The sequence below is a fragment of the Telluribacter sp. genome (genome assembly GCF_035998675.1).
In the GTDB taxonomy this organism is placed as follows: Bacteria; Bacteroidota; Bacteroidia; order Cytophagales; family Spirosomataceae; genus Telluribacter.
On the sequence record NZ_DASYHI010000013.1, the window covers coordinates 271,318 to 290,811 of the forward strand.

Genomic DNA, 19,494 nt, shown 5'->3' on the forward strand with positions numbered 1-19,494 from the left:
TCGTAGTTACTGCTGTTTAAAAACAAGGCTGGTACGGACTACCCTCAGCCCGTTAACGCGCCGGTTCCGCTGAAATACTACCCGCTCGCTGTCCTTATCACTGTACTCCGGAAACCGAATAGAAATCCATTGTCCGTTAACCGCTTCCACGGCTTCAAACTGAACCGCCAGGTAAGCCCGCTGGGAATTGGTAGCCGTTCGCGCGCCCGTAACCCGGCCCCGGACCCGCGCCCCGGCCTCTATAACCGTAGTACCGTTTACGACTACGGGAGCCAGCGTACGCAACCAAAGTACCCGCCCACCTCCAGTTTCCTGGTCAGAAGTAATGGTTTCCGTAAACTCCACGGGAAAAGACTCATTTCGCAGCTCAACCGCTACGGTGAGGCTGGTGGATTTCTCCACGGCCCGCCTGGGTTCTTCCGTTTCTACGGGCGTGGGTTCTTTGGCTATGGGTTCCTCTTCTTTGGTGGTAGGAGGTACCTGCACAGGTGTTTCCGTGGGTTCGGGTTTTTGTTTTTTGGGCTTTGCTTCTTTGTCCCTGGGAGGATTTGCTTTCTTATCAGGAGGGGTGGTGGGTTGATAATTGGCCGGTGGTTTTTCATAGACCAGGGCGGTGCGCTCGGCAGGTACTTCATTTGATGGAGCCTTTTCTTCTTCTTCAGTAAAAGTACCCGCCATGTTGCTGTTCGAGGTACTTTCCTGGGCCGTACCTCCGGTAGCTGGCGGGCTACTCCTGACCCACAAACTGGTACCTGCTATCCCCACGGCAATCAGGAGTGCCCCCAGCAGAATCAGCCCCTCCAGACTTAGCAATGTTTTTTTCAGGCTGTTCAGGCGCGCTCCGTAGGCAACTTTGGCCGAAGTACCCGCCAGGCGGGTAGGTTCTATCTGGGGCTTATCGGCCGTACTGGCCGACAACCTGGTACGTGGTGTCCGCACCGGCTCCTGAAACTGATTCCAGTCCAGCGGGCCGGGGGGTACCAGGGCCACCAGCACCGACCGGAGTTCGGCCGCGTCGGTGTACCGCTGAGCTGGTTTTTTATGGAGCAGTTTTTCAAGTATTTCCTCAATCGCCTTCGGAAGTCCAGCTATGTGTTCACGAATCGGGATAGCTTTATGCGCCAGTATTTTGTTGATAAGCGTGGAATCCGTTTGGGCGGTAAAGGGCATTTTTCCGGAGAGTAGCTCGTACAACAAAACACCCACGGCGTATAAATCCGACTGCACCGAAGGCTCCCCCCCATCCAGCAGCTCGGGGGCCAGGTACTCCAGGGTACCCATTACCCGGTTGACGCGGGTCATCCGTTCGCTCCCTACCAGCCGGGCTATGCCAAAGTCCATGAGTTTCAGGCTGCCTTCTTTGGTAAGCATGAGGTTGGCCGGTTTTATATCCCGGTGCAAAATACCTTTGCGATGCGCGTGGTGCAGTCCGTCCAGGGCCTGAACTATAATACGGACGGCGATTTCGACGGAGAAGTGGCCGTGCCTGCGCAGGAGTTGCTCCAGGGTAGCCCCATCCACAAACTCCATCACCATAAAGTTATCGTTACGATCTTTAATAAAGTTGTAAAGCGTCGCTACATTAGGGTGGTTAAGGCGGGCCGACAGGATGGCTTCGTTGCGAAACCGATCAAAAAAAGTAGTATCCCGCAGCAGGTGGGAATGAAGTACCTTCAAAGCCACTGGACGCTGCAGTAGGGTATCCGTAGCCCGATAGACCGTACCCATACCCCCTTCGCCCAGCAGCTCTTCCACGCGGTAGTTTTGAATGGCTCGTCCGATCATAGCAGGTCAAGGTTTTCAGTAGGGCGCACCACTGCTGACTCGTCCGGGCTAATACGCTCGATGAGCAGAACCGTGATGTTGTCGTGCCCGCCCCGTACCTTGGCCTCCTCAATCATTTGCTGAGCCGACTCGCTCAGCGTTTCCAGGTTGAGCCACGCAGCCAGTTCGTCATCGGTGAGGTAGTCATACAATCCGTCACTGCATAACAAGAGCCGGTCTCCCTCCTCAAACAGGTACCCGGGTTTTTCTACGTCAATCTCTACCTTGTTGTGGGTGCCCATGGCGCGGGTCAGGATGTTCCTTTCGGGATGCGTTTCGGCCTCGGTGGGTTTTATGACTCCATCATTCACCAGGCGCTGTACGTAGGTATGGTCGGTAGTTAGTCGTATCAGTTGTCCGTTTTTATAGAGGTAGGCGCGGCTGTCGCCCACGTGCGCTACATACAATTGCGTGGCACGAATCACTACGGTGGTGCAGGTAGTACCCATACCCTTCTGGCGGGAGTTCCGACCTGCTGCCTGCCAGATCAGACGGTTGGCTTTGGCCAGGGCAAAGTAGAGACTTTCCTCGGGACTCTCTTCGCGCTGGTAGTACGTTTTGGATACCACTTCCGTGGCCATCTGGGAGGCCACTTCCCCGGCCGCGTGACCGCCCATGCCGTCGGCCACAATGGCCAGGTACCCCTTGTTAAGCTGTACTTCACGGGTAGCCGGACGAATGAAGCGGGTGGCGTCTTCGTTGTTTGCCCGCACGCAGCCCACATCCGACAGGGCTACCGCCCGTAGTTCATTCAGTACGGGAGAGGGGTCCTTTTCAGAGGCGTTTGATATCCACTTTTTCCAAAACATAGTTGATAGTTGGTTCATGTTTGCTTTCAGTGAGACCTGGATAGTATCTCCGAAAGCCAGTTGGACAGCCGTGCCAGCGGTGTTTCGGCCGGGTTCTGCAGTAGTTCCAGCAACTGAGGGGCGCTCATACGGTGCCTGGGGTGGTGCATGAGCAACTTTTTAATAACTTTCCGGCTGAATTTTGACAGGTCGGGAATCAACAGATCGGGCGCCATGTACTCCCCCCGCTCAATTTTGATCCTGATTTCGGTTTCAGACCGTCCATCAAAGGGCCGGTAGCCGGTCAGCATCTCGTACAGCAACACACCCAACGACCAGCAGTCCGACTCTTCCCCCACCTGATTATGAAACTGCTCCGGTGCCATGGAGTAGGTTGTGCCTATTACGTACCCTTCGCGGGTCAGGCGCGGGGTGTAGGTAGCTTTGGCAATGCCAAAATCCAGCAGTTTGGCGGTTCCTCCGGAGGTAACTTTGATATTGCAGGATTTCAAATCGCGGTGGATAATCCCTTTTTCGTGCAGGTGCACTACGGCTGAGGTAATCTGCTTTAAAAGTTGCAGCGCAAATGCTTCGGGCAAACGACGGTGTTTGTGAATCAGCTTTTCCAGGGTTGGACCTTCCACGTACTCCATAATGATACAGGGTAGCCCGGCCTCAACTACATAGTCGTAGAGCGCGGCAATGTGCGGGTGCTGCGCCGAAGCCTGTATATAAGCTTCGTTCTGAAACCGGGCTGCCTGATCCGTCCGCGACAGAATCTTGATGGCTGCGGGTTGACGGGAGACACTATGTTCCGCTTTGTAAACTTCCCCCATTCCGCCTGACCCCAACCATTTCGTTAAGGCGTACTTACCGATGGTTCTGTGTGACAACCCTCCTGGCATAGCTCTTAATCTTAATTGATTACCCTTTTGCTCCCCATGAGTTCCATGCCGTAGTGAATCGGTACGGCAAAAGTGATACGGGCTCCTTCGCGGTCGGTGTGGCTGGCGGTAAAAATTCCAATAACGTTGCCGTCCTTGTCAAAAACGGGGCCGCCGCTGTTACCCGCTCCGGTAGCGCTTACCGTAAGCTGGTAGTAATCACCCATGGTACTGTAGTAGCCCGTGACGCCACTTTCTAGCGAACTCGAACTGGTACCCCGGATGATTTTCCCGATACTGCCATCCGTAACGGTAGGGTCGGGCACGGTAACAAGCTGTACATTACGATTGGCAAAGTCATTGGAATTATTAGCCACGATAACATCCGGTGAAACGCCCGGGTACCCCATTACTACTACCTTTTGCCCGGCTCCTACGTTGGCATCTGCATCCTTCAGCGAAACAGCATCCATTTTGGTAGGAAGGTCAATCTTAATCATGGCCACGTCGTGCTTATTCGAAATTCGCACTACTTTCCCGGGAGTACGCTGGTCGTTTTTGGCAAAGGTCACTTCCATGTAGGTATTCACCCCCTCGATGGTCTTGCCCGATATGGGCTTCCGGCCAAAGAAAATGGTTTCGGCAGGTACCCACCGGATGGGGTTATCCACCCTTCCGGTCACTTTCCATTCGCCGCCTGAATTTTGTAAGAGTAGTCCGGGGAAAGCATCCTGGGGAAACGAGTAGTAAGCGTTCCAGCTGGCAGCCACGTGCCGGTTGGTAAGAATAAAGCCGTTTTCGTCCACTATAAAGCCGGAGCCACTGGCGCCCGACACGGCAATGGGCCGTCCGACGGGGGTATCTTTTTTAAGTCCCAGCAGTGGCTCTACTTTACCGGGCTCTACTTCTATGTACAGAGGTACTTCGGTAATACGGCCGGTTTTGGGGTCTTTCTGCTGGTAGTACTGGTGATATACATCGTCGCCCGTCGGAGTGTAAATCAGTTTATACCCAAATTCAATAAATACTACTTTATCCAGATTGGCTTTGGCAATAGCTTCCGGGTCAAACGCCTCCGACTTTACCTGCTGAATAATGGTGGTATCACTTTTAAAAACTGTTGTGGTATTGGAAGAAAACTGATCCTTAAGCGCATAGCCCACTGCTGCCATAATGACGAGTGCTCCCGCCAGGCTCGCCACAAGGGTACGCTGCGACTTCTTGCGCTCGTGGGTGATAACCCGCTCAAACGTTTGCTTTCCAATGCCCGATTTGTCTGACGCCACGGTCGTGGCCATACCTTCCGGCACAAACTCTTCGGTCGCTTTGGAAGGCATTTCTACCACCCGGGTTGCGGCCATGAGGTTCTGCGGACGAGGGTCTACATCGAAAATAAACACCGGGCCGTTAGTACCTACCTGTACTTCGTCGCCGGGATGCAGCTCTGTCTTTGCATTCACCCGGCTTTTATTCACGAACAATCCGTTAAGACTCTGGTTATCAACGAGCCAGAAGGTGAAGTTCTCGTCTTTCACAATCTTGCCGTGTACCCGGCTTACCACCGTATCCAGATCCGGATCAAACTGAATATCATTGGTCGTGGCCCGACCCAGCGTTAGTTCATTGTGCTTCTGGTAATCAAATTCTTCGATCTGATTAGCTTTCGCCCCGCTCAGGTGACGAATCACAAAGGTTTTGATGGTAGTCATGGTAGTTGGGTTTTTTAGAATAGTTAGTTCAGTAGTTTTAATTTTTCCAGGCCGAAGGCATGGTACAAAGTTCATCATTCGCGTAGCCCGCCACCATCCCGAAACACCTACATTTCCTCTAGTGGAAGACCTGTAATTCAACCGTATAGGTTTTCCTGTAGTAGGGTGGCTGAAGTACCTGGCGGGTAGTACTTTCAGGAGGCCGTACGGGTCAGCCCAGGACCGTGGCGGCCAGGCGGCCAATGTTCAGGGCCCGGGCGTTTGAATCAATAATGTCGCGGTACAGGCCGCCGGCTTTATAGAGCGATTCGTGGGTACCTTCGCCAACAACCTGCCCTTCGCTGAGGACATAAATATGGTCGGCATCCATAATCTGACTGATGTTGTGGGAGATAATTACCACCGTGCGGTCCTTCTTGACTGCATCCAGACTTTCCTTGATCTGCTCGGTTGTAATGGCGTCGAGGCTGGCGGTAGGTTCATCCAGAAATATGACGGGAGGATTTTTCAGGAACAGCCGCGCAATGGCAATGCGCTGCTGTTGTCCCCCCGACAGCGACCGGGCTTCGGCCCCGTATTGCTGGGGCAGGTTCATGATCTGGTCGTGCAGGCAGGCCTTTCGGGCTGCTTCCTTGATTTCGTCCAAACTTGCTTCCAGACGGCCGTACCGAATGTTTTCTTCAATGGTACCTGAGAAAATATGATTCTTCTGCATCACCAGGCCCACATTTTCCCGAACCCATTCGCTGTCATATTCTTCCAGGGCTTTTCCATCCAGCAGAATTTGTCCCTCCGTCGGGGAGTAAAATCCGGCCAGCAGATTCATCAGGGAGCTTTTTCCGGCCCCCGACAGACCCACAAAGGCAGTAGTTTGCCCTTTCCGGATTGTCATGGAAACCGACTGCAACGCCCTGGTACCATTAGGATAGACAAAGTCCACATCTTTGACTACAAATTCCCCCACGAACTGCTCGCCCCGCATGGATTTTGGCAACAGAAGGAAGGCATTACTGCCAATCATCTCAAAAAAGCCCTCGGCATAGGATAAAGCTTCGGAGTATTCATCATAAATGCGGTGCAGATGTCGGACCGGGGCCGACACATTATTGAAGAGCATCAGGTGCAGTAGTATGGCCCCTACGGTCATTTGCTGGTTCAGGACGAAGTAGATGGTAATGACAAACACCATGACCACGCCCAGCTGCTCGGCAATGGTTTTCAGTCCGTCGAAGAGGTAGTTGGTCCGGTGGTGGCGTACTTCCGTAGAAGACAACGAGGAGGCCAGTAGCCGCTGCCGGTCCGACTCATAGGACTCCCGGACGAACGATTTAACCACAAAAATAGATTCGAGCAGGCTGAACAGTGAGTTGGTTTTATCTTCGCGGTACCGCTGAATATCCTGCCGGATCTGCTTTTGCCGGAGCGACTGCTGCCGGCTGATCAGGGCATACAGCGGCATGATGAGGGTGGCACACAAACCCACATAGATATTCTTTTTGTACATCAAAGCCAGCGCCAGCGTGGCATTGGCCAGCATGGGCAAAATATCGACAAAGATATTCTTCACGGTTTTGGCCAGACTTTCTATGCCTTTGTCAATCCGCTTTTCAAGGCGACCGGTTTGGTTATGAGGCAGGGCAAAAAATGCCAGGTGGTAAGCCACTATTCGACGGATGGTATAATCGTACAGGTCCGCCGACAGGTTAAAACGCAGCCGGTCGCTCAGGTACTTTTGCCCCAGCTGTACCAACAAATTCAGAATTTCTTTGAAAAAAAGAATGGCCGCCAGTCCTCCTACAATCATCCACACGTCCTGTCGGTCGGGTACCGTGGTATCCAGCATCTGCTCCACCGTATTGACCGTATACTCCATTACCAGCGGCGTAACCTGCGCCAGCAATGCGCCAATCAGGGTAAGAATCAACGTCAGGCTCAGAGCACCCCGGTAATTCTTTACAAAAGGCCATACCTTTTTAATCAGGGTCAGGGTGCTCATCAGGATTCTTTTCTGGGTGCTTTTTCGGGAGAGAAATCAGTTGGCAGGGCCTGCATTATTTCGTGCGTGAGCAGTTTGCCGTCTGCTTTATAATCGTAAAACAGTTCGGTCATGGAAGCAATAATATGCGGATCATCGGTCAGGAAAGCCGTAAGCTTGGAGGAGCGTCCGCTGGAGCTTAAGCCACTACCCAGTATACACACGCACTTGCTGCGGTACAGACCGGGTTTGTTTTCCTGCGGCGAGCTGATAAAAAGCTGAATGGGCAGGGTCCGATTAATTTTGGTGACCCTCACCCCCAGGTCCTGCATGTCCCGGATAGCCTTTGTGTGCTGGTCAAACAGGAGCCGCACCAGCATGGTTTGGGGGTCTTCCTCGCCTGCCTCCTGCGTCGACTGCTGAGGAACCAGAAACCGATTGTGATGGGGAATGGTATCCTGCTGCCGGAGGGGCGCGTTGCTACCGCTGCGGTAGGTTTCGACCAGTACGTGCTCGTTAAAAACCTTTCCCAAGTACTTAAGAAAAGCATGGTTGGCCCCCTGCTGTACGTCATTCAGCGTTACAAACTCCACCTGAGCGTCACTGCCAATCTTCTGAAGATAAAGCGCCGTATCAATAAGCTGAGTTTCCACATCTTTACAGTCGCGGAGTAAGGCTTCGGCTTTGCGGGCATAGTCAAACTGCGTGGCATTGCGTAACTCGTGGGGCTTGAAGTCGGCGTGCTTGGCTACGAAATCCATGCGGTAGGGCGAAATACCCTCAATGCAGGCCGTATTGGACAACACCAGCAAGTCATTTCCCTGCGACCGGGCCGACTCGATAACCTGCGATATACCGTTCAGGGTTTCGCGGGTACCTTCCATCAGCTGCACCTTTTCGTTTACTTTCCCGCTTACGTCAATCATAATGGTATTGAGCGATTGCGTAGCCTGCACCAGTAAGCCCGTCTGGGTTTTAATCCGCTCCATTTCCTGCTGGTTCAGCCGGTCTTTCAACCGATTCAGCTTTTCGGTGGTAACGGTCAGGTATAAACCGATGAATATACCCACAAAGCCTCCCACCAAACCGGCAATGTCCAGTTCCCGAACGTACTTATCAAAGGCTGGTGTCAGGTACGGGCTGGGGTCATTCCACTGCCCGTTGACCATGGCGTAGTCGTACAAGTAGTGGGTACTGTCAAAGAACAGGTAGTACCATTTGAATCCCAGCGATATGCTTAGAATAATAAAAGGAATCAGGAAAAAGAACGTAAATAAGAATGGGTGCTTTCTGGTAATATCCAGCAGAACGGTAAAGAAACCTTCGTCGGTGTCGTGCGATGCGTGGTCGCTCGTGGATGACAAACCCGATTCATCCGGGAAGTGCAGGGTACTGTTCATGAATTAATGTTGGTAAGTACTTGTAAAAAATTAATTAATATTATTTGATTGGTTAAAACATCATCTAATACCTTACATATCAAATACTTAAATAAAATTAATCGCTAAAAGCTAATAGCTATCGGCTACTTATGTTGAAATAGCAGTAGTTTAAAGCAGCAGGGCCAATAGCAGGAGGCCGGAAAAAGTCGTCAGTCCCGACCGCTCCCATGCAGCCAATTATGACTATATTTCTCTTAGGACAAATTTCGCTGGAAACCCCAGGGCGTTCAATCCGGATTTGCCTACATTTGGGCTTATGAAAACCTGTATTTTACAGGTACAGGTTTTCATATAGATTTGGGGCAGACCCGGTACAGTGGGCTTTTCATTGCTCCATTCCTACGCTAACTTTTATACGTACCGCAGGTACCTCTGCTTTTTTGTAGATTGTCGGAGAATATTTAAATAAAGAAATGATCAGGAACTTCTTTTATGCGCTGGTACTTGGCGCCAGCCTCTTTGCCTGCCAGCCACAACCCCAGCAGGCTACGACCACAGGTACCTCCCAACAGGCCACACAAACCTACTTCCCCGGCAAGGGAGAGTGGAAGAGCCGCCAGCCCGAAGAAGCCGGAATGGACGCCGCGCTGTTACAGGAGGCCGTTGCCTGGGCCCAGACGCAGGAGACGCAGCAGATGCCCAAAGACTTTTCGACGCAGGAACAAATATTCGGCAAGCCACTCGGCCCGCTTCCGGCCACGCGGGCCAGTACCAACGGCATCATCATCAAGGACGGCTACATCGTAGCCGAATGGGGCGATACCAAAGCCGTAGATCCTACGTACAGCGCAGCCAAGAGCTTTCTGTCTACCCTGCTGGGCCTTACCCTCGACCGGGGAATGATTAAGAATATTACTGATCCGGTAGCTAACTACATCAAAGACGGCGGCTACGATTCGGAGCAGAACCGCAAAATCACCTGGGAGCATCACGCCCGGCAGACCAGCGAATGGGAAGGGGAAGTTTGGGGCAAAAAACACGACTTTGTGGGTAAGGAAGCCTTTAGTCAGGGAGAACGTAAACCGCGTGCGCTGCAGGAGCCAGGTACCTATTACGAATACAACGATACCCGCATTAACCGGCTGGCGCTGTCGCTCCTGCGCCTGTGGCAGAAGCCCCTGCCGGAGGTTCTAAAAGACGAGATCATGGACCCCATCGGGGCTTCCGATACCTGGCGGTGGGTACCTTACCAGAATTCGGTGGTGGAAATTAACGGAAAGCCCATGCCCTCCGTAAGTGGAGGTACCCGCTGGGGCGGTGGACTCTGGATCAATACCCGCGATGAGGCCCGCTTTGGGTACCTGTTCCTGCGTGGGGGCCGCTGGAAAGACAAACAACTCATATCCGAAAAATGGGTGCGGGAGGCGACTACCCGGCGCGGTCCCGTAGGCCCTGACTATGGGTACCTGTGGTGGCTTAACACCGACGGCAAGGCCTGGCCCGATGCCCCCACTACCAGCTACGCCGCCCTGGGTGCCGGGCAAAATACCATCTGGATTGATCCTGAGCACGATATAGTTATAGTGTGGCGCTGGCAAAACGGCGACCAGAACGGCCTGATCAAGCGGGTACTGGCGGCGGTGAAGTAATGGGAGAATCGATAGAAATATAACCCGTCCCAAAACGGCTGACAGGTACTTTCCGTATACCCGTGGCACGGTTTGAAACCTTGCCACGGGTAATCTTGGATAGTTTACGGCTACAAACTACTTTTAAATCCGGATTGGCGCTTTGACCAGCGCTTTCAGCAAGTACCTGCTGATTTCCATTTTCCTATTTGATAAAAAACACCCGGATGATACAAGTACGTAGGACCGGTATTGTACAGATACAGTATCAGTTTGTGATAATGATTTTTGGGTTGGGGTACTTGTTTTGGGGTGGTAGTGCCGTAGTAGCCCAAACCATCACCAGAGGTCCTTATCTTCAGCAGCCAACCGCCGAAGGCGTAACCATCCGCTGGCGAACCGATGTACCCACCGACAGCAGAGTCGAGTTTAACCTGCCCGATTCGACGCAGGTACTTAGCAAGGTTGATAACACGCCAACCACTGAACATATTGTAACGCTCACGGGGCTGCCACCCGACACAAAGTACCTCTACGGAGTAGGTACCTCCCAGCGCATCCTGAGGCGCGGCCCCGACCGCTTTTTCCAGACTGCCCCACCAGCTACAACCAAACGCCCCATCCGGTTTTGGGCCATGGGTGACTTCGGGGCTTCTGATACCGAAAAGTACGCGACCAATCAGCAGGCCGTGCGTGACCAGTTTCTGGCGAAGAAAAACGGCCCCGTTGACCTGTGGGTGTGGCTGGGCGACAACGCCTATTGCTGCGGAACCCAACAGGAATACCAGACGCAGGTCTTTGATTTTTATGGCAGCCAACTATTCGGGAACCTGCCGATCCTGCCCAGCCCCGGCAACCACGAGTACCTGGCTACGCCCACCGCAAAAGTGGATCGGAATATTCCTTACTATGACATGATCACTGTACCTGCCAGGGGCGAGGCGGGAGGAGTACCTTCCGGCACTAAGGCTTACTACTCCCTGAATTATGGCAATATCCATTTCATCTCGCTGGACACCTATGGATACGACGAAGGAAAGTACCCGCTATCCGACAAGCGCAGTCTGCAGTACCAGTGGCTCGAGAAAGATCTGGCCGCTGCCTCATCGCTCTGGACCATTGTATTTTTCCACCATCCACCCTACACCAAGCGCTCCCACGACTCCGACGGAGAAGCCGAATTGAGGGTTATCCGGGAAACGCTGGTACCGCTGTTTGACAAGTACAAAGTAGACCTGGTACTGGCCGGACATAGCCACGTGTACGAGCGCTCGTACCTGATGAAAGGCCATACCGGGCTCTCGTTTACCTTTAACAAGAACCAGCACGTAGTACAAAATACCGAGGCTTACTATACTAAAGACTCAAAACCCATTATCAATAAAGACGAAGGAACGATCTATATGGTTATCGGCTCGGCGGGACGCCTGGACTGGAACGGGCGCCCCGATCCGCATCCTTCTTCGGTATACTCCAACTACCAGATTGGTGGATCAAGCATTTTTACAGTGGACGAAAACCGGCTTGATTCCCAATGGCTGAGCGCCGACGGCCAAATCAGGGATCGGTTTACGGTGTTTAAGCAGGTAAATAAACGCACCGAAAAAAAGGTAACGTACGGCGCGAGCGTAGAACTAACGGCCTCCTGGAAAGGTACCTACATATGGTCGACGGGGCAGTCAAACGTGCAGTCGGTAACCCTGAGTCCGCTTCGCGATACGCTCATTACCGTAAGTGATTCATTGGGTTACCTTCGCGACACATTCCTGCTGTCGGTTACACCTCCTCCCACTATCAAAACCCTGATTGATACTAGCAAGGCCATTTGTGCGGGCCAACCGCTGACTGTTTCGTATAGTTCAACAGGTACTAATCCCGAATCTTTGACCTATAAAGTAGAACTGTCGGATGCCAGCAGCAGCTTTGCTCAACCCCAACTCCTCGCCGAAGGGAAACAGGCCTCATTTCAGGTAGTCGTTCCGGCTACGATACAGGGAGGAACTGGTTACCGGGTACGGGTAGTACCCAGCCCTGCGCCCGGCGCTACCCTTTTTGAAACAGTACCGTCAGTAGCATTTGCGATTAGACTCCCGGTGTCTGCCCGCCTGACAACTACCTCACCCTTGACCTATGCGGATGAGGTAAGTCTGCAGGTAGAGCTCAATGGTACCTTACCCGCCCGCCTGAAAATTACATCACTGCCTGAGCAAACCGTCAATCAGCCCAGCGTAGAAGTAAAGGTAAGTCCCCGGCAAGCCTCGGTTTTCTCCATTGAAAAGCTGTCCAATGTGTGTGGTGGGGGCGCTATTGACACCCGAGTTGTTGAAATTACTCCGCCGCTTTCGACCTCTCCTACCCTGGGATTCACTATTTATCCCAATCCGGCCAACGACCGGATTATCATTGAAAACCAGACTCAGCAAAGTACCCCTGTCACTGTACTTATTACGGATATGTCAGGTAAAAGAGTAGTAGAGAAAGAGCTGAACGTAATTACCAAACAGGAAATCCGTACGGGTTCGTTGCCATCCGGAATGTACCTGATAGAAGTAAAGTCCGGCACTCAATCGTGGAAAAAACGGATTGTAAAGGATTAAGCCTTTTAGAAAGTAAGCAAGCCTTATGGTAAAAAAGCCAACAATAAAACTGTCGCTGCTTGCAGCCTTTGTCCTGCTAAGCCTCAACGCCTTCCCGCAGAAAAGATTTATCCCAATTGACGGTACCAACATCTGGATCAATACCATCGGGCTTGAAAACCGCAAGGAAGGGCAGCCGGTCGTAGTGTTTGAAAGCGGGTACGGTACCCCCATGGACCAGTGGGACAGACTTCTGGAGGGGGCCTCCGGGCTGGCTCCCCTGATTACCTACGACCGGCCGGGTATAGGAGAATCGGCCCCGGACCAGGAGCTGCCTACCATTAAAAATGTAGCAGATAAGCTACTTGAAGTACTTAATCACCTCCAGATAAAACCTCCTTATGTACTGGTGGGACATTCGCTGGGTGGCATGTATGTACGGGGCTTTGCGAGGTACTACCCGCAGGTACTGGCGGGACTGGTTATTATTGATCCGGCTGATTTTACCGAAACCCGTCAGAATAAACGGGACTACTATAAGCCCCTGGGTTGGGACGAAGCCAGAATTGATAAAACGGTTTTGGAGATTGAGGCCGGTCTGACCAACAGAAATAAAGAGGCACCCCAATCTATTAGAGAAGAGGGTGAAGTACTGGCTGACTTACGAAAAACGGAGTTCAAAGAGATAACAGAGCATGCGCTTCCTAATATCCCGGTCCATATCATTACGGGAGGGCGGTTTGACGCGCCCGAAGCTTCCCGCACCAAAGAAAACGAAGCCGTTTTTCGCTCAAAAATGAGGATTAGAGTGGGCCGCTGGATGGATGTAGTTCAGTCGGTGGATAAGGGAATGCTCTTATACAGCGGCGACGCCGGACATTTTGTGCACTACGACGACCCGGAACTGGTGGTTTCGAGTATCCGGCTTGTTTTGCAGGATTATGAACTACTCAGGCAGAAAAAAGAAAAATAACTTTTGCCTTGCTCTGGTCTAAGGGAAAAACCCTAAGCCAGATGGAAGTACTTGCAGCGCATTCGTAGTACTTGATTCGCCAGGGCCTATTTTCCCCAGCCCGGAGCAGGAGTTTTGGCGTTGAAAAGCTCGTCGAGATAGTAGGTACGGCGGTAGCGTTTGTCGCATTCGTCCTCATTGCCTATGGGGTAGGCACAGGCTTCGTAAAAGCCTACCGCCCGGGAGTTCATAAGGCTGGCCGGGGCGCCGCCAGTCAGCAGGTCGTCGCGGTGGTTGCGCTGTAGCAGGCAGTGCCCCAGCTCATGGAATACCAGGGCTTCGCGGTTTTGTTCGATCGTACTTTTCCAGCAAAGTCCGCTTTCTACCAGGGTAATCTTTCGCTGACCGTTAGTACCTGCCCGCGTACAACTACCGCACTCGTCTCCTGAGGTAGTACCAGTAGTCCTAATTTCCACAATCAGGTTCTCCAGTTCGATATTTATACCCCGCTTCTGCCCCTCTTCCACAAAACTTTGAACGTACTTTTCCACTGCCTTCGGTACATCATATACCGTTGGTTCAAGCGGGTCATCGCCCGAGCAAGCCATCAAAAGCAACAGGCACCAGAGTATATGTTTTTTCATTGTTCAGGAGTTAGCCTTCAAAGTCTATTTTCAAGTGGCTGCCGTCGCAATAAGGCTTGTGGTGGGAATGGCCGCAACGGCAAAAGGCAGTTACTTTGCTTTTATCTACTTCCTGCCCCACCGCATCCGTTACTTTCAGGTTACCGTACACCAGCAGCGGGCCTTTGGGAAGTACTTCCACCCGAGTCCTATTTTCTATGGTTACGGGCTCTACGGTACTGCTGTTCATGTAGTAGGAGAGCGCTCCCGACGGGCATTTTTCAATCTGCTCAACGATAGCTTCTGTTTCGGCCCCATCTATGGTGACCCAGGGACGGTTCCGCGGATCAAAAACTCCGGGTAGTCCGCGGAAACAAAGTGTTGAATGAATACACTTATGCGGCTGCCACACGATGGTCACTTCTCCATTGCTGTACTTTTTTGTAATTTCTTTTTGCATGAATAGTATGGGTTTACAAAGTTAAATATATCAATGAGTTAGCAATTGTCATAAAGTAGCTCCCTTTCCTGTTCAAAACCGGACCATCTGAAACATTTATAGAGAGTCTATCGTTAAAATATCCCCCTTTTTATATGTACTACTAATCCACATTTACGTGAATCAGATTCAATTGAACATTTGCCTGACTTCTTACAACACCGAAGCTGAACTCCCCGAAACCGAACAAAAACTAATGGCGGCGGCCCGCCAGGCCACCCACAAATCCTACGCTCCGTATTCTAACTTTCACGTTGGGGCGGCGGTACTGCTGGAAGATGGTACCGTATTTACAGCCGGTAATCAGGAAAATGCGGCCTTTCCCTCCGGTTCCTGTGCGGAGCAATCGGTGATCTACTGGGTAGGTGCAAACTACCCCAACCAGCAAATAAAAGCCATAGCCGTAGTGGCCCGACCTGGCGAGGCCCGACCAGATGAATATAAGCCGGTATCGCCCTGCGGTGCCTGCCGCCAGTCCCTGCTTGAGTACGAACACCGCCAGCAAGAGCCAATCCGACTCCTGATGATGCAGCCCAATGGGGGCGTTGTCGTGTCGGAATCTATCTCTAACCTGCTGCCCGTCAAGTTCGACGCGGACGATTTGCGGGGGTAGTCCGGAGTACCTGGTTATAAATCTCGTTCAGGATGTAGTTAGGAATACGTTAATTTTCCTTTTTAAGGTACCGAAGGTAGCTTCGGTACTACTTTATACTGTATCTACTTGTCCCTAAACACTTTTGTATACTACCTATGAAAAGATGCTTACTTGCCCTCATTCTGCTTACCACTATACAAGTAGCCAGTGCGCAGTCGGACTGGAAACTGGTTCAGGATAAAATAACCACCACCTGGGCAGCTCAGGTAACTCCGGAAGCGTCCCTGCCTGAGTACCCCCGCCCGCAGATGGTACGTGCCAACTGGCAAAACCTGAACGGACTGTGGGACTACGCGATTAAAGCCGGAGCGCAGGACCAGACCAAACCCGCTGCTTTCGAAGGAAAAATACTGGTCCCCTATGCCGTGGAGTCGGCGCTGTCGGGGGTGGCCCGTACGGTAGGGAAAGACAGTGTGCTCTGGTACCAGCGGACGGTGCGCTTCCCCAACAAGTTAAAAAACCAGGCGGTACTGCTGCACTTTGGCGCTGTAGACTGGCAGTGCGATGTATTTGTCAATGGAAAGAAAGCCGGCTCTCACCAGGGCGGCTACGATCCTTTTTCGTTTGATATTACCCCCCACCTCGTCAAAGGCGACCAGCAGCAGATAGCGGTACGGGTGTGGGACCCCAGCAGCGACGGTCCGCAGCCGCGCGGGAAGCAGATCAAGAATCCGCACGGTATCTGGTACACGCCCGTAACGGGTATCTGGCAGACCGTGTGGCTGGAAACGGTACCCAAGAGCTATATTTCGGACCTCCGGAATACGCCCAACGTAGATAACAGTACCTTGTCGGTGGCGGTAAAGACGCAAAGTACCGAGGCCAACGACCGTCTGCGCATTACCGCATTTGACGGTACTACTCAAGTGGCCCAGCAGGAAGTGGCTCCCGGTTCGGAGGCGGTGCTGCGGCTCAATTCACCCAAACTATGGTCCCCTCAGAACCCCTTCCTGTACGACCTGACGGTGGCGCTGGTGCGGAACGGGAAGGTAGTAGATGAAGTAAAGAGCTACTTCGGGATGCGGAAAATGTCGGTAAAGCCCGACGCCCAGGGTATCCAGCGCATGCTCCTGAACGACCAGTTCGTGTTTCAGTTTGGTCCGCTGGACCAGGGTTGGTGGCCCGACGGCCTCTATACGGCTCCTACCGACGAAGCCCTGCGCTTTGACATTGAAAAAACCAAAGACATGGGCTTCAACATGATTCGGAAGCACGTAAAGGTAGAGCCCGCCCGCTGGTACTACTACTGCGATAAAATGGGTATGCTGGTATGGCAGGATATGCCCAGTGGCGATATGGGCAACCGCTGGGAGTCGCGGCCGGGCGTAGCCGGACTGGGTACCGAGAAGGATCGGACTTCGGAATCAGAAAAAATATTCCGCACCGAGTGGAAGGCCATCATGGACGCCAACTACAACTTCCCCTCCATCGTGGTTTGGGTACCTTTCAACGAAGCCTGGGGGCAATTTAAAACCAAAGAAATTACGGAATGGACCATGAACTACGACCCGACGCGACTGGTTAACAGCGCCAGCGGAGGGAACTTCTTCCCAACTGGCCACATCATGGACCTGCACAACTACCCCGCCCCCGCCATGCCCAGCCCGGACTTATTCGGCAGCAAACAGGTACTGGTACTGGGTGAATACGGTGGGCTGGGTTTGCCCGTGGAAGGACACACCTGGCAGGAGAAAAACAACTGGGGCTACCAGACCTTCAAGACGTCCGATGAGATGTTTGACCGTTATCAGGGCTTCATTAAGAACATTACCGGACTAATCAAAGACGGTCTTTCGGCCGCCATCTATACCCAAACTACCGACGTGGAAGTAGAGGTAAACGGCCTGATGACCTATGACCGTAAGGTGCAAAAAGTACCCGTAGAAAAGCTCCATGATGTACATCAGAAACTATACAACGCTTCGCTGGTGAACATGAAAAAATAAATAATTTCAGATAAACAAAAAAGACCCGCAGTATTGATACTGTGGGTCTTTTTTGTTTATCTTTTCTCTCTAACGGCCAGTATGATAACTAAAACCTTATACAGCGGGTTAAGCTCTTGTTTTTCAACCTAAAACTAAACCGATGAAAGTAATTTCTCCCAAGTTTCACGCTATTCTTGATTATCTGGTGGTGGTTTCACTCTGGGCCGTAGCTGGCCTGTACAGTTGGGACTCTTCCCTATCTACTTTTACGTTTGTATTGGGAGGGATACATTTGGCTCTAACACTCCTGACCCGTTTTCCGGGTGGCATGTTCAAAATTATACCTCTGCCCATTCATGGCTACATAGAGCTGGTAGTAGGCATTCTGGCCGTAGCGGCCGCTCTGTTCTACCTTGAAGATGAACTGGCCCGAAACTTCTACCTGGGTTTTGGCATAGTTGTCCTGCTGGTATGGTTCCTGACCGACTACCAAAGCAGCGCAGCAACCTCTTAAAACCATTGCCTTCTGGATTGACTACCGTCTGTTGCGAGTTTCTGCCCGGCTACCAGCCATGCTCCGGGTTTTTAAAGAGCAGGTCTGGCATTATCTTTTTCATAGTACTGACTTGAACCTTTTAAACAGAATAAAGCTATGATTCGTATTCCGACACGTGCCCATGGTATCATGGACCTGATATACAGCGGGGCCCTGATGGCAGCGCCGCTGGTACTAAAAGCCATGACTAATGGCCCGGTAAAGGGCCAGGGTATTGCCAATAAATTACTGCCCACCATAGGCGCGGGTATCCTGACCCAGGGACTCATGTCCAACCATGAAGTAGGAGCTGTAAAAGCCCTTGACATGAAAACGCACATGAAAATGGACCTGGGTATCAGCGCGTTGATGATGGCCGCGCCCTACGTAATGAACCTCGACAAACGGATAAAGTACCCCATGATAGCCCTGGGGGTGATTGGCCTGGGCCTGGCGCTCATGACCAAGACCAAGCCCAGCTACGAGCAGGCTCCCACTGAGAAGCCGGATAACTTTCTAGAGCACGTCGAAAAACAGGTTCACTAAAAAAAGCACGGGCACTGGCTCTTACGCCAGTGCCCGTGTTACTTGCAGATAGCCAGGTACTTACAAACTACCCGTTTTGCCCCCGTCCACGGGAATGTTAATGCCACTGATACTGGCGGCCGCCGGGCTGCAGAGGAAAGCTACCGCAGCCGCTACTTCTTCGGGTTCGGCGAAGCGCCCTACCGGTATCTCCGACTCCATGTGATCGGCTACCTCATCCACCGTTTTACCCTGCGCCTCGGCGCGCATACCCAATACGGCATCAAGCCGACTGGTGCGGGTGTAGCCGGGCAATACATTATTAACCGTAATACCATAGCGCCCCAGCTCCAGCGACAGGGTTTTGGCCCAGCTGGCCACGGCCCCGCGAATGGTATTGGACACACCCAGGCCCGCAATAGGTTGCTTAACGGAAGTACTGATAATATTAACAATACGGCCAAAGCCAGCCTTCTGCATGCTGGGTACCACCGCCTGAGCCAGCAACTGGTTGTTGACCAGGTGCATGTGGAAGGTTTTCACAAACTGGTCGGTTTCTGCCTCAATGATAGCTCCTCCGGCCGGGCCGCCGGTATTATTAACCAGAATATGTACATCAGGTACCAGTCTCAGGTAGCCGTTTATGGCCTCCTGAACCGAAGCGGTATCCGCAAAATCGGCTACTATGAAGCGGTGGAGCTGTCCTTTTGAAATATCCAGAGAATCAACGGCCTCGCCTAGTTTTTGCTCATTACGCGCCATGAGGGTTACGTTAGCGCCCATCAGCGCCAGCTCCACCGCCGAGGCGTAGCCAATTCCCTGGGTGCTGCCGCATACCAGGGCGGTTTTTCCGGTAAGGTCCAGATTCATTTTAGAAAGTAAGAGTTAGTTAGGTAGTAGCAAAATCAGTACGTCTGACCGCCGAAGCAAGTATATAAAAATTAAGCCGGGATGCTATGCGCTCCCGGCTTTCAAACCCGTTGTTGTACTTAAATTTTTCTTTACATAGCC

At 52.2% G+C, this 19,494-nt stretch carries 16 protein-coding genes; 7 read left to right on the forward strand and 9 right to left on the reverse strand.

All coding sequences use genetic code 11. The features are described from left to right. Window positions 1-6 precede the first annotated feature (6 nt). From VGN67_RS06005 to VGN67_RS06030, 6 genes are all read right to left on the reverse strand, one after another. Window positions 7-1,785 carry a serine/threonine-protein kinase gene (locus VGN67_RS06005; protein WP_327485875.1) on the reverse strand — a complete coding sequence of 593 codons (1,779 nt, stop codon included), beginning with the start codon at window positions 1,783-1,785 and terminating at the stop codon, window positions 7-9. Further along, entirely contained in the window at window positions 1,782-2,651 is an 870-nt protein-coding gene (locus VGN67_RS06010) for a Stp1/IreP family PP2C-type Ser/Thr phosphatase (protein ID WP_327485876.1), read from the reverse strand. Before VGN67_RS06010 ends, VGN67_RS06005 begins: the two co-directional genes overlap by 4 nt. 8 nt (window positions 2,652-2,659) lie before the next feature. Beyond that, window positions 2,660-3,517 (reverse strand): serine/threonine-protein kinase, encoded by an 858-nt coding sequence (locus tag VGN67_RS06015; protein WP_327485877.1) that lies wholly within the window; start codon window positions 3,515-3,517, stop codon window positions 2,660-2,662. 11 nt (window positions 3,518-3,528) lie between these two features. Continuing rightward, complete coding sequence (locus VGN67_RS06020) at window positions 3,529-5,205, reverse strand: trypsin-like peptidase domain-containing protein (protein WP_327485878.1); 1,677 nt, start codon at window positions 5,203-5,205, stop codon at window positions 3,529-3,531. A 211-nt stretch (window positions 5,206-5,416) separates the two neighbouring features. Next, window positions 5,417-7,201: an ABC transporter ATP-binding protein gene (locus VGN67_RS06025; protein ID WP_327485879.1), complete on the reverse strand. Its 1,785-nt coding sequence runs from the start codon at window positions 7,199-7,201 to the stop codon at window positions 5,417-5,419. Next, window positions 7,201-8,580, reverse strand: a complete 1,380-nt coding sequence (locus VGN67_RS06030; RefSeq protein ID WP_327485880.1) for a hypothetical protein — start codon at window positions 8,578-8,580, stop codon at window positions 7,201-7,203. The genes VGN67_RS06025 and VGN67_RS06030 overlap by 1 nt, the downstream gene beginning before the upstream one ends. A 455-nt stretch (window positions 8,581-9,035) precedes the next feature. Here VGN67_RS06030 and VGN67_RS06035 point away from each other — a divergent pair, with 455 nt between their 5' ends. From VGN67_RS06035 to VGN67_RS06045, 3 genes are all read left to right on the forward strand, one after another. Beyond that, complete coding sequence (locus VGN67_RS06035) at window positions 9,036-10,211, forward strand: serine hydrolase (protein ID WP_327485881.1); 1,176 nt, start codon at window positions 9,036-9,038, stop codon at window positions 10,209-10,211. A gap of 206 nt (window positions 10,212-10,417) precedes the next feature. Next, window positions 10,418-12,787 carry a metallophosphoesterase gene (locus tag VGN67_RS06040; RefSeq protein ID WP_327485882.1) on the forward strand — a complete coding sequence of 790 codons (2,370 nt, stop codon included), beginning with the start codon at window positions 10,418-10,420 and terminating at the stop codon, window positions 12,785-12,787. A 25-nt stretch (window positions 12,788-12,812) separates the two neighbouring features. Then, entirely contained in the window at window positions 12,813-13,739 is a 927-nt protein-coding gene (locus VGN67_RS06045) for an alpha/beta hydrolase (RefSeq protein ID WP_327485883.1), read from the forward strand. Window positions 13,740-13,825: 86 nt separating this feature from the next. Here VGN67_RS06045 and VGN67_RS06050 read toward each other — a convergent pair whose 3' ends face one another. Next, on the reverse strand, window positions 13,826-14,362 hold the full coding sequence (locus VGN67_RS06050; RefSeq protein WP_327485884.1) for a hypothetical protein: 537 nt from the start codon (window positions 14,360-14,362) through the stop codon (window positions 13,826-13,828). Between the two features lie 10 nt (window positions 14,363-14,372). Next, a complete protein-coding gene (locus tag VGN67_RS06055; protein ID WP_327485885.1) occupies window positions 14,373-14,801 on the reverse strand; it encodes a (4Fe-4S)-binding protein in 429 nt (142 codons plus the stop codon). A 157-nt stretch (window positions 14,802-14,958) separates the two neighbouring features. Here VGN67_RS06055 and VGN67_RS06060 point away from each other — a divergent pair, with 157 nt between their 5' ends. From VGN67_RS06060 to VGN67_RS06075, 4 genes are all read left to right on the forward strand, one after another. Beyond that, complete coding sequence (locus VGN67_RS06060; protein ID WP_327485886.1) at window positions 14,959-15,453, forward strand: cytidine deaminase; 495 nt, start codon at window positions 14,959-14,961, stop codon at window positions 15,451-15,453. Between the two features lie 137 nt (window positions 15,454-15,590). Next, on the forward strand, window positions 15,591-17,441 hold the full coding sequence (locus tag VGN67_RS06065) for a glycoside hydrolase family 2 protein (RefSeq protein WP_327485887.1): 1,851 nt from the start codon (window positions 15,591-15,593) through the stop codon (window positions 17,439-17,441). A 142-nt stretch (window positions 17,442-17,583) separates the two neighbouring features. Further along, window positions 17,584-17,937 (forward strand): hypothetical protein, encoded by a 354-nt coding sequence (locus VGN67_RS06070; RefSeq protein WP_327485888.1) that lies wholly within the window; start codon window positions 17,584-17,586, stop codon window positions 17,935-17,937. A gap of 138 nt (window positions 17,938-18,075) precedes the next feature. Further along, window positions 18,076-18,504, forward strand: a complete 429-nt coding sequence (locus tag VGN67_RS06075; protein ID WP_327485889.1) for a hypothetical protein — start codon at window positions 18,076-18,078, stop codon at window positions 18,502-18,504. A 60-nt stretch (window positions 18,505-18,564) separates the two neighbouring features. Here VGN67_RS06075 and VGN67_RS06080 read toward each other — a convergent pair whose 3' ends face one another. Further along, window positions 18,565-19,353: an SDR family oxidoreductase gene (locus tag VGN67_RS06080; RefSeq protein ID WP_327485890.1), complete on the reverse strand. Its 789-nt coding sequence runs from the start codon at window positions 19,351-19,353 to the stop codon at window positions 18,565-18,567. Window positions 19,354-19,494 lie beyond the last annotated feature (141 nt).

Excerpts from the sequence above, each read along its gene's own strand:
- VGN67_RS06005 (WP_327485875.1), bottom strand. The coding sequence starts at position 1,785 with ATGATCGGACGAGCCATTCAAAACTACCGCGTGGAAGAGCTGCTGGGC.
- VGN67_RS06010 (WP_327485876.1), bottom strand. The coding sequence starts at position 2,651 with ATGAACCAACTATCAACTATGTTTTGGAAAAAGTGGATATCAAACGCC.
- VGN67_RS06015 (WP_327485877.1), bottom strand. The coding sequence starts at position 3,517 with ATGCCAGGAGGGTTGTCACACAGAACCATCGGTAAGTACGCCTTAACG.
- VGN67_RS06020 (WP_327485878.1), bottom strand. The coding sequence starts at position 5,205 with ATGACTACCATCAAAACCTTTGTGATTCGTCACCTGAGCGGGGCGAAA.
- VGN67_RS06025 (WP_327485879.1), bottom strand. The coding sequence starts at position 7,201 with ATGAGCACCCTGACCCTGATTAAAAAGGTATGGCCTTTTGTAAAGAAT.
- VGN67_RS06030 (WP_327485880.1), bottom strand. The coding sequence starts at position 8,580 with ATGAACAGTACCCTGCACTTCCCGGATGAATCGGGTTTGTCATCCACG.
- VGN67_RS06035 (WP_327485881.1), top strand. The coding sequence starts at position 9,036 with ATGATCAGGAACTTCTTTTATGCGCTGGTACTTGGCGCCAGCCTCTTT.
- VGN67_RS06040 (WP_327485882.1), top strand. The coding sequence starts at position 10,418 with ATGATACAAGTACGTAGGACCGGTATTGTACAGATACAGTATCAGTTT.
- VGN67_RS06045 (WP_327485883.1), top strand. The coding sequence starts at position 12,813 with ATGGTAAAAAAGCCAACAATAAAACTGTCGCTGCTTGCAGCCTTTGTC.
- VGN67_RS06050 (WP_327485884.1), bottom strand. The coding sequence starts at position 14,362 with ATGAAAAAACATATACTCTGGTGCCTGTTGCTTTTGATGGCTTGCTCG.
- VGN67_RS06055 (WP_327485885.1), bottom strand. The coding sequence starts at position 14,801 with ATGCAAAAAGAAATTACAAAAAAGTACAGCAATGGAGAAGTGACCATC.
- VGN67_RS06065 (WP_327485887.1), top strand. The coding sequence starts at position 15,591 with ATGAAAAGATGCTTACTTGCCCTCATTCTGCTTACCACTATACAAGTA.
- VGN67_RS06070 (WP_327485888.1), top strand. The coding sequence starts at position 17,584 with ATGAAAGTAATTTCTCCCAAGTTTCACGCTATTCTTGATTATCTGGTG.
- VGN67_RS06075 (WP_327485889.1), top strand. The coding sequence starts at position 18,076 with ATGATTCGTATTCCGACACGTGCCCATGGTATCATGGACCTGATATAC.
- VGN67_RS06080 (WP_327485890.1), bottom strand. The coding sequence starts at position 19,353 with ATGAATCTGGACCTTACCGGAAAAACCGCCCTGGTATGCGGCAGCACC.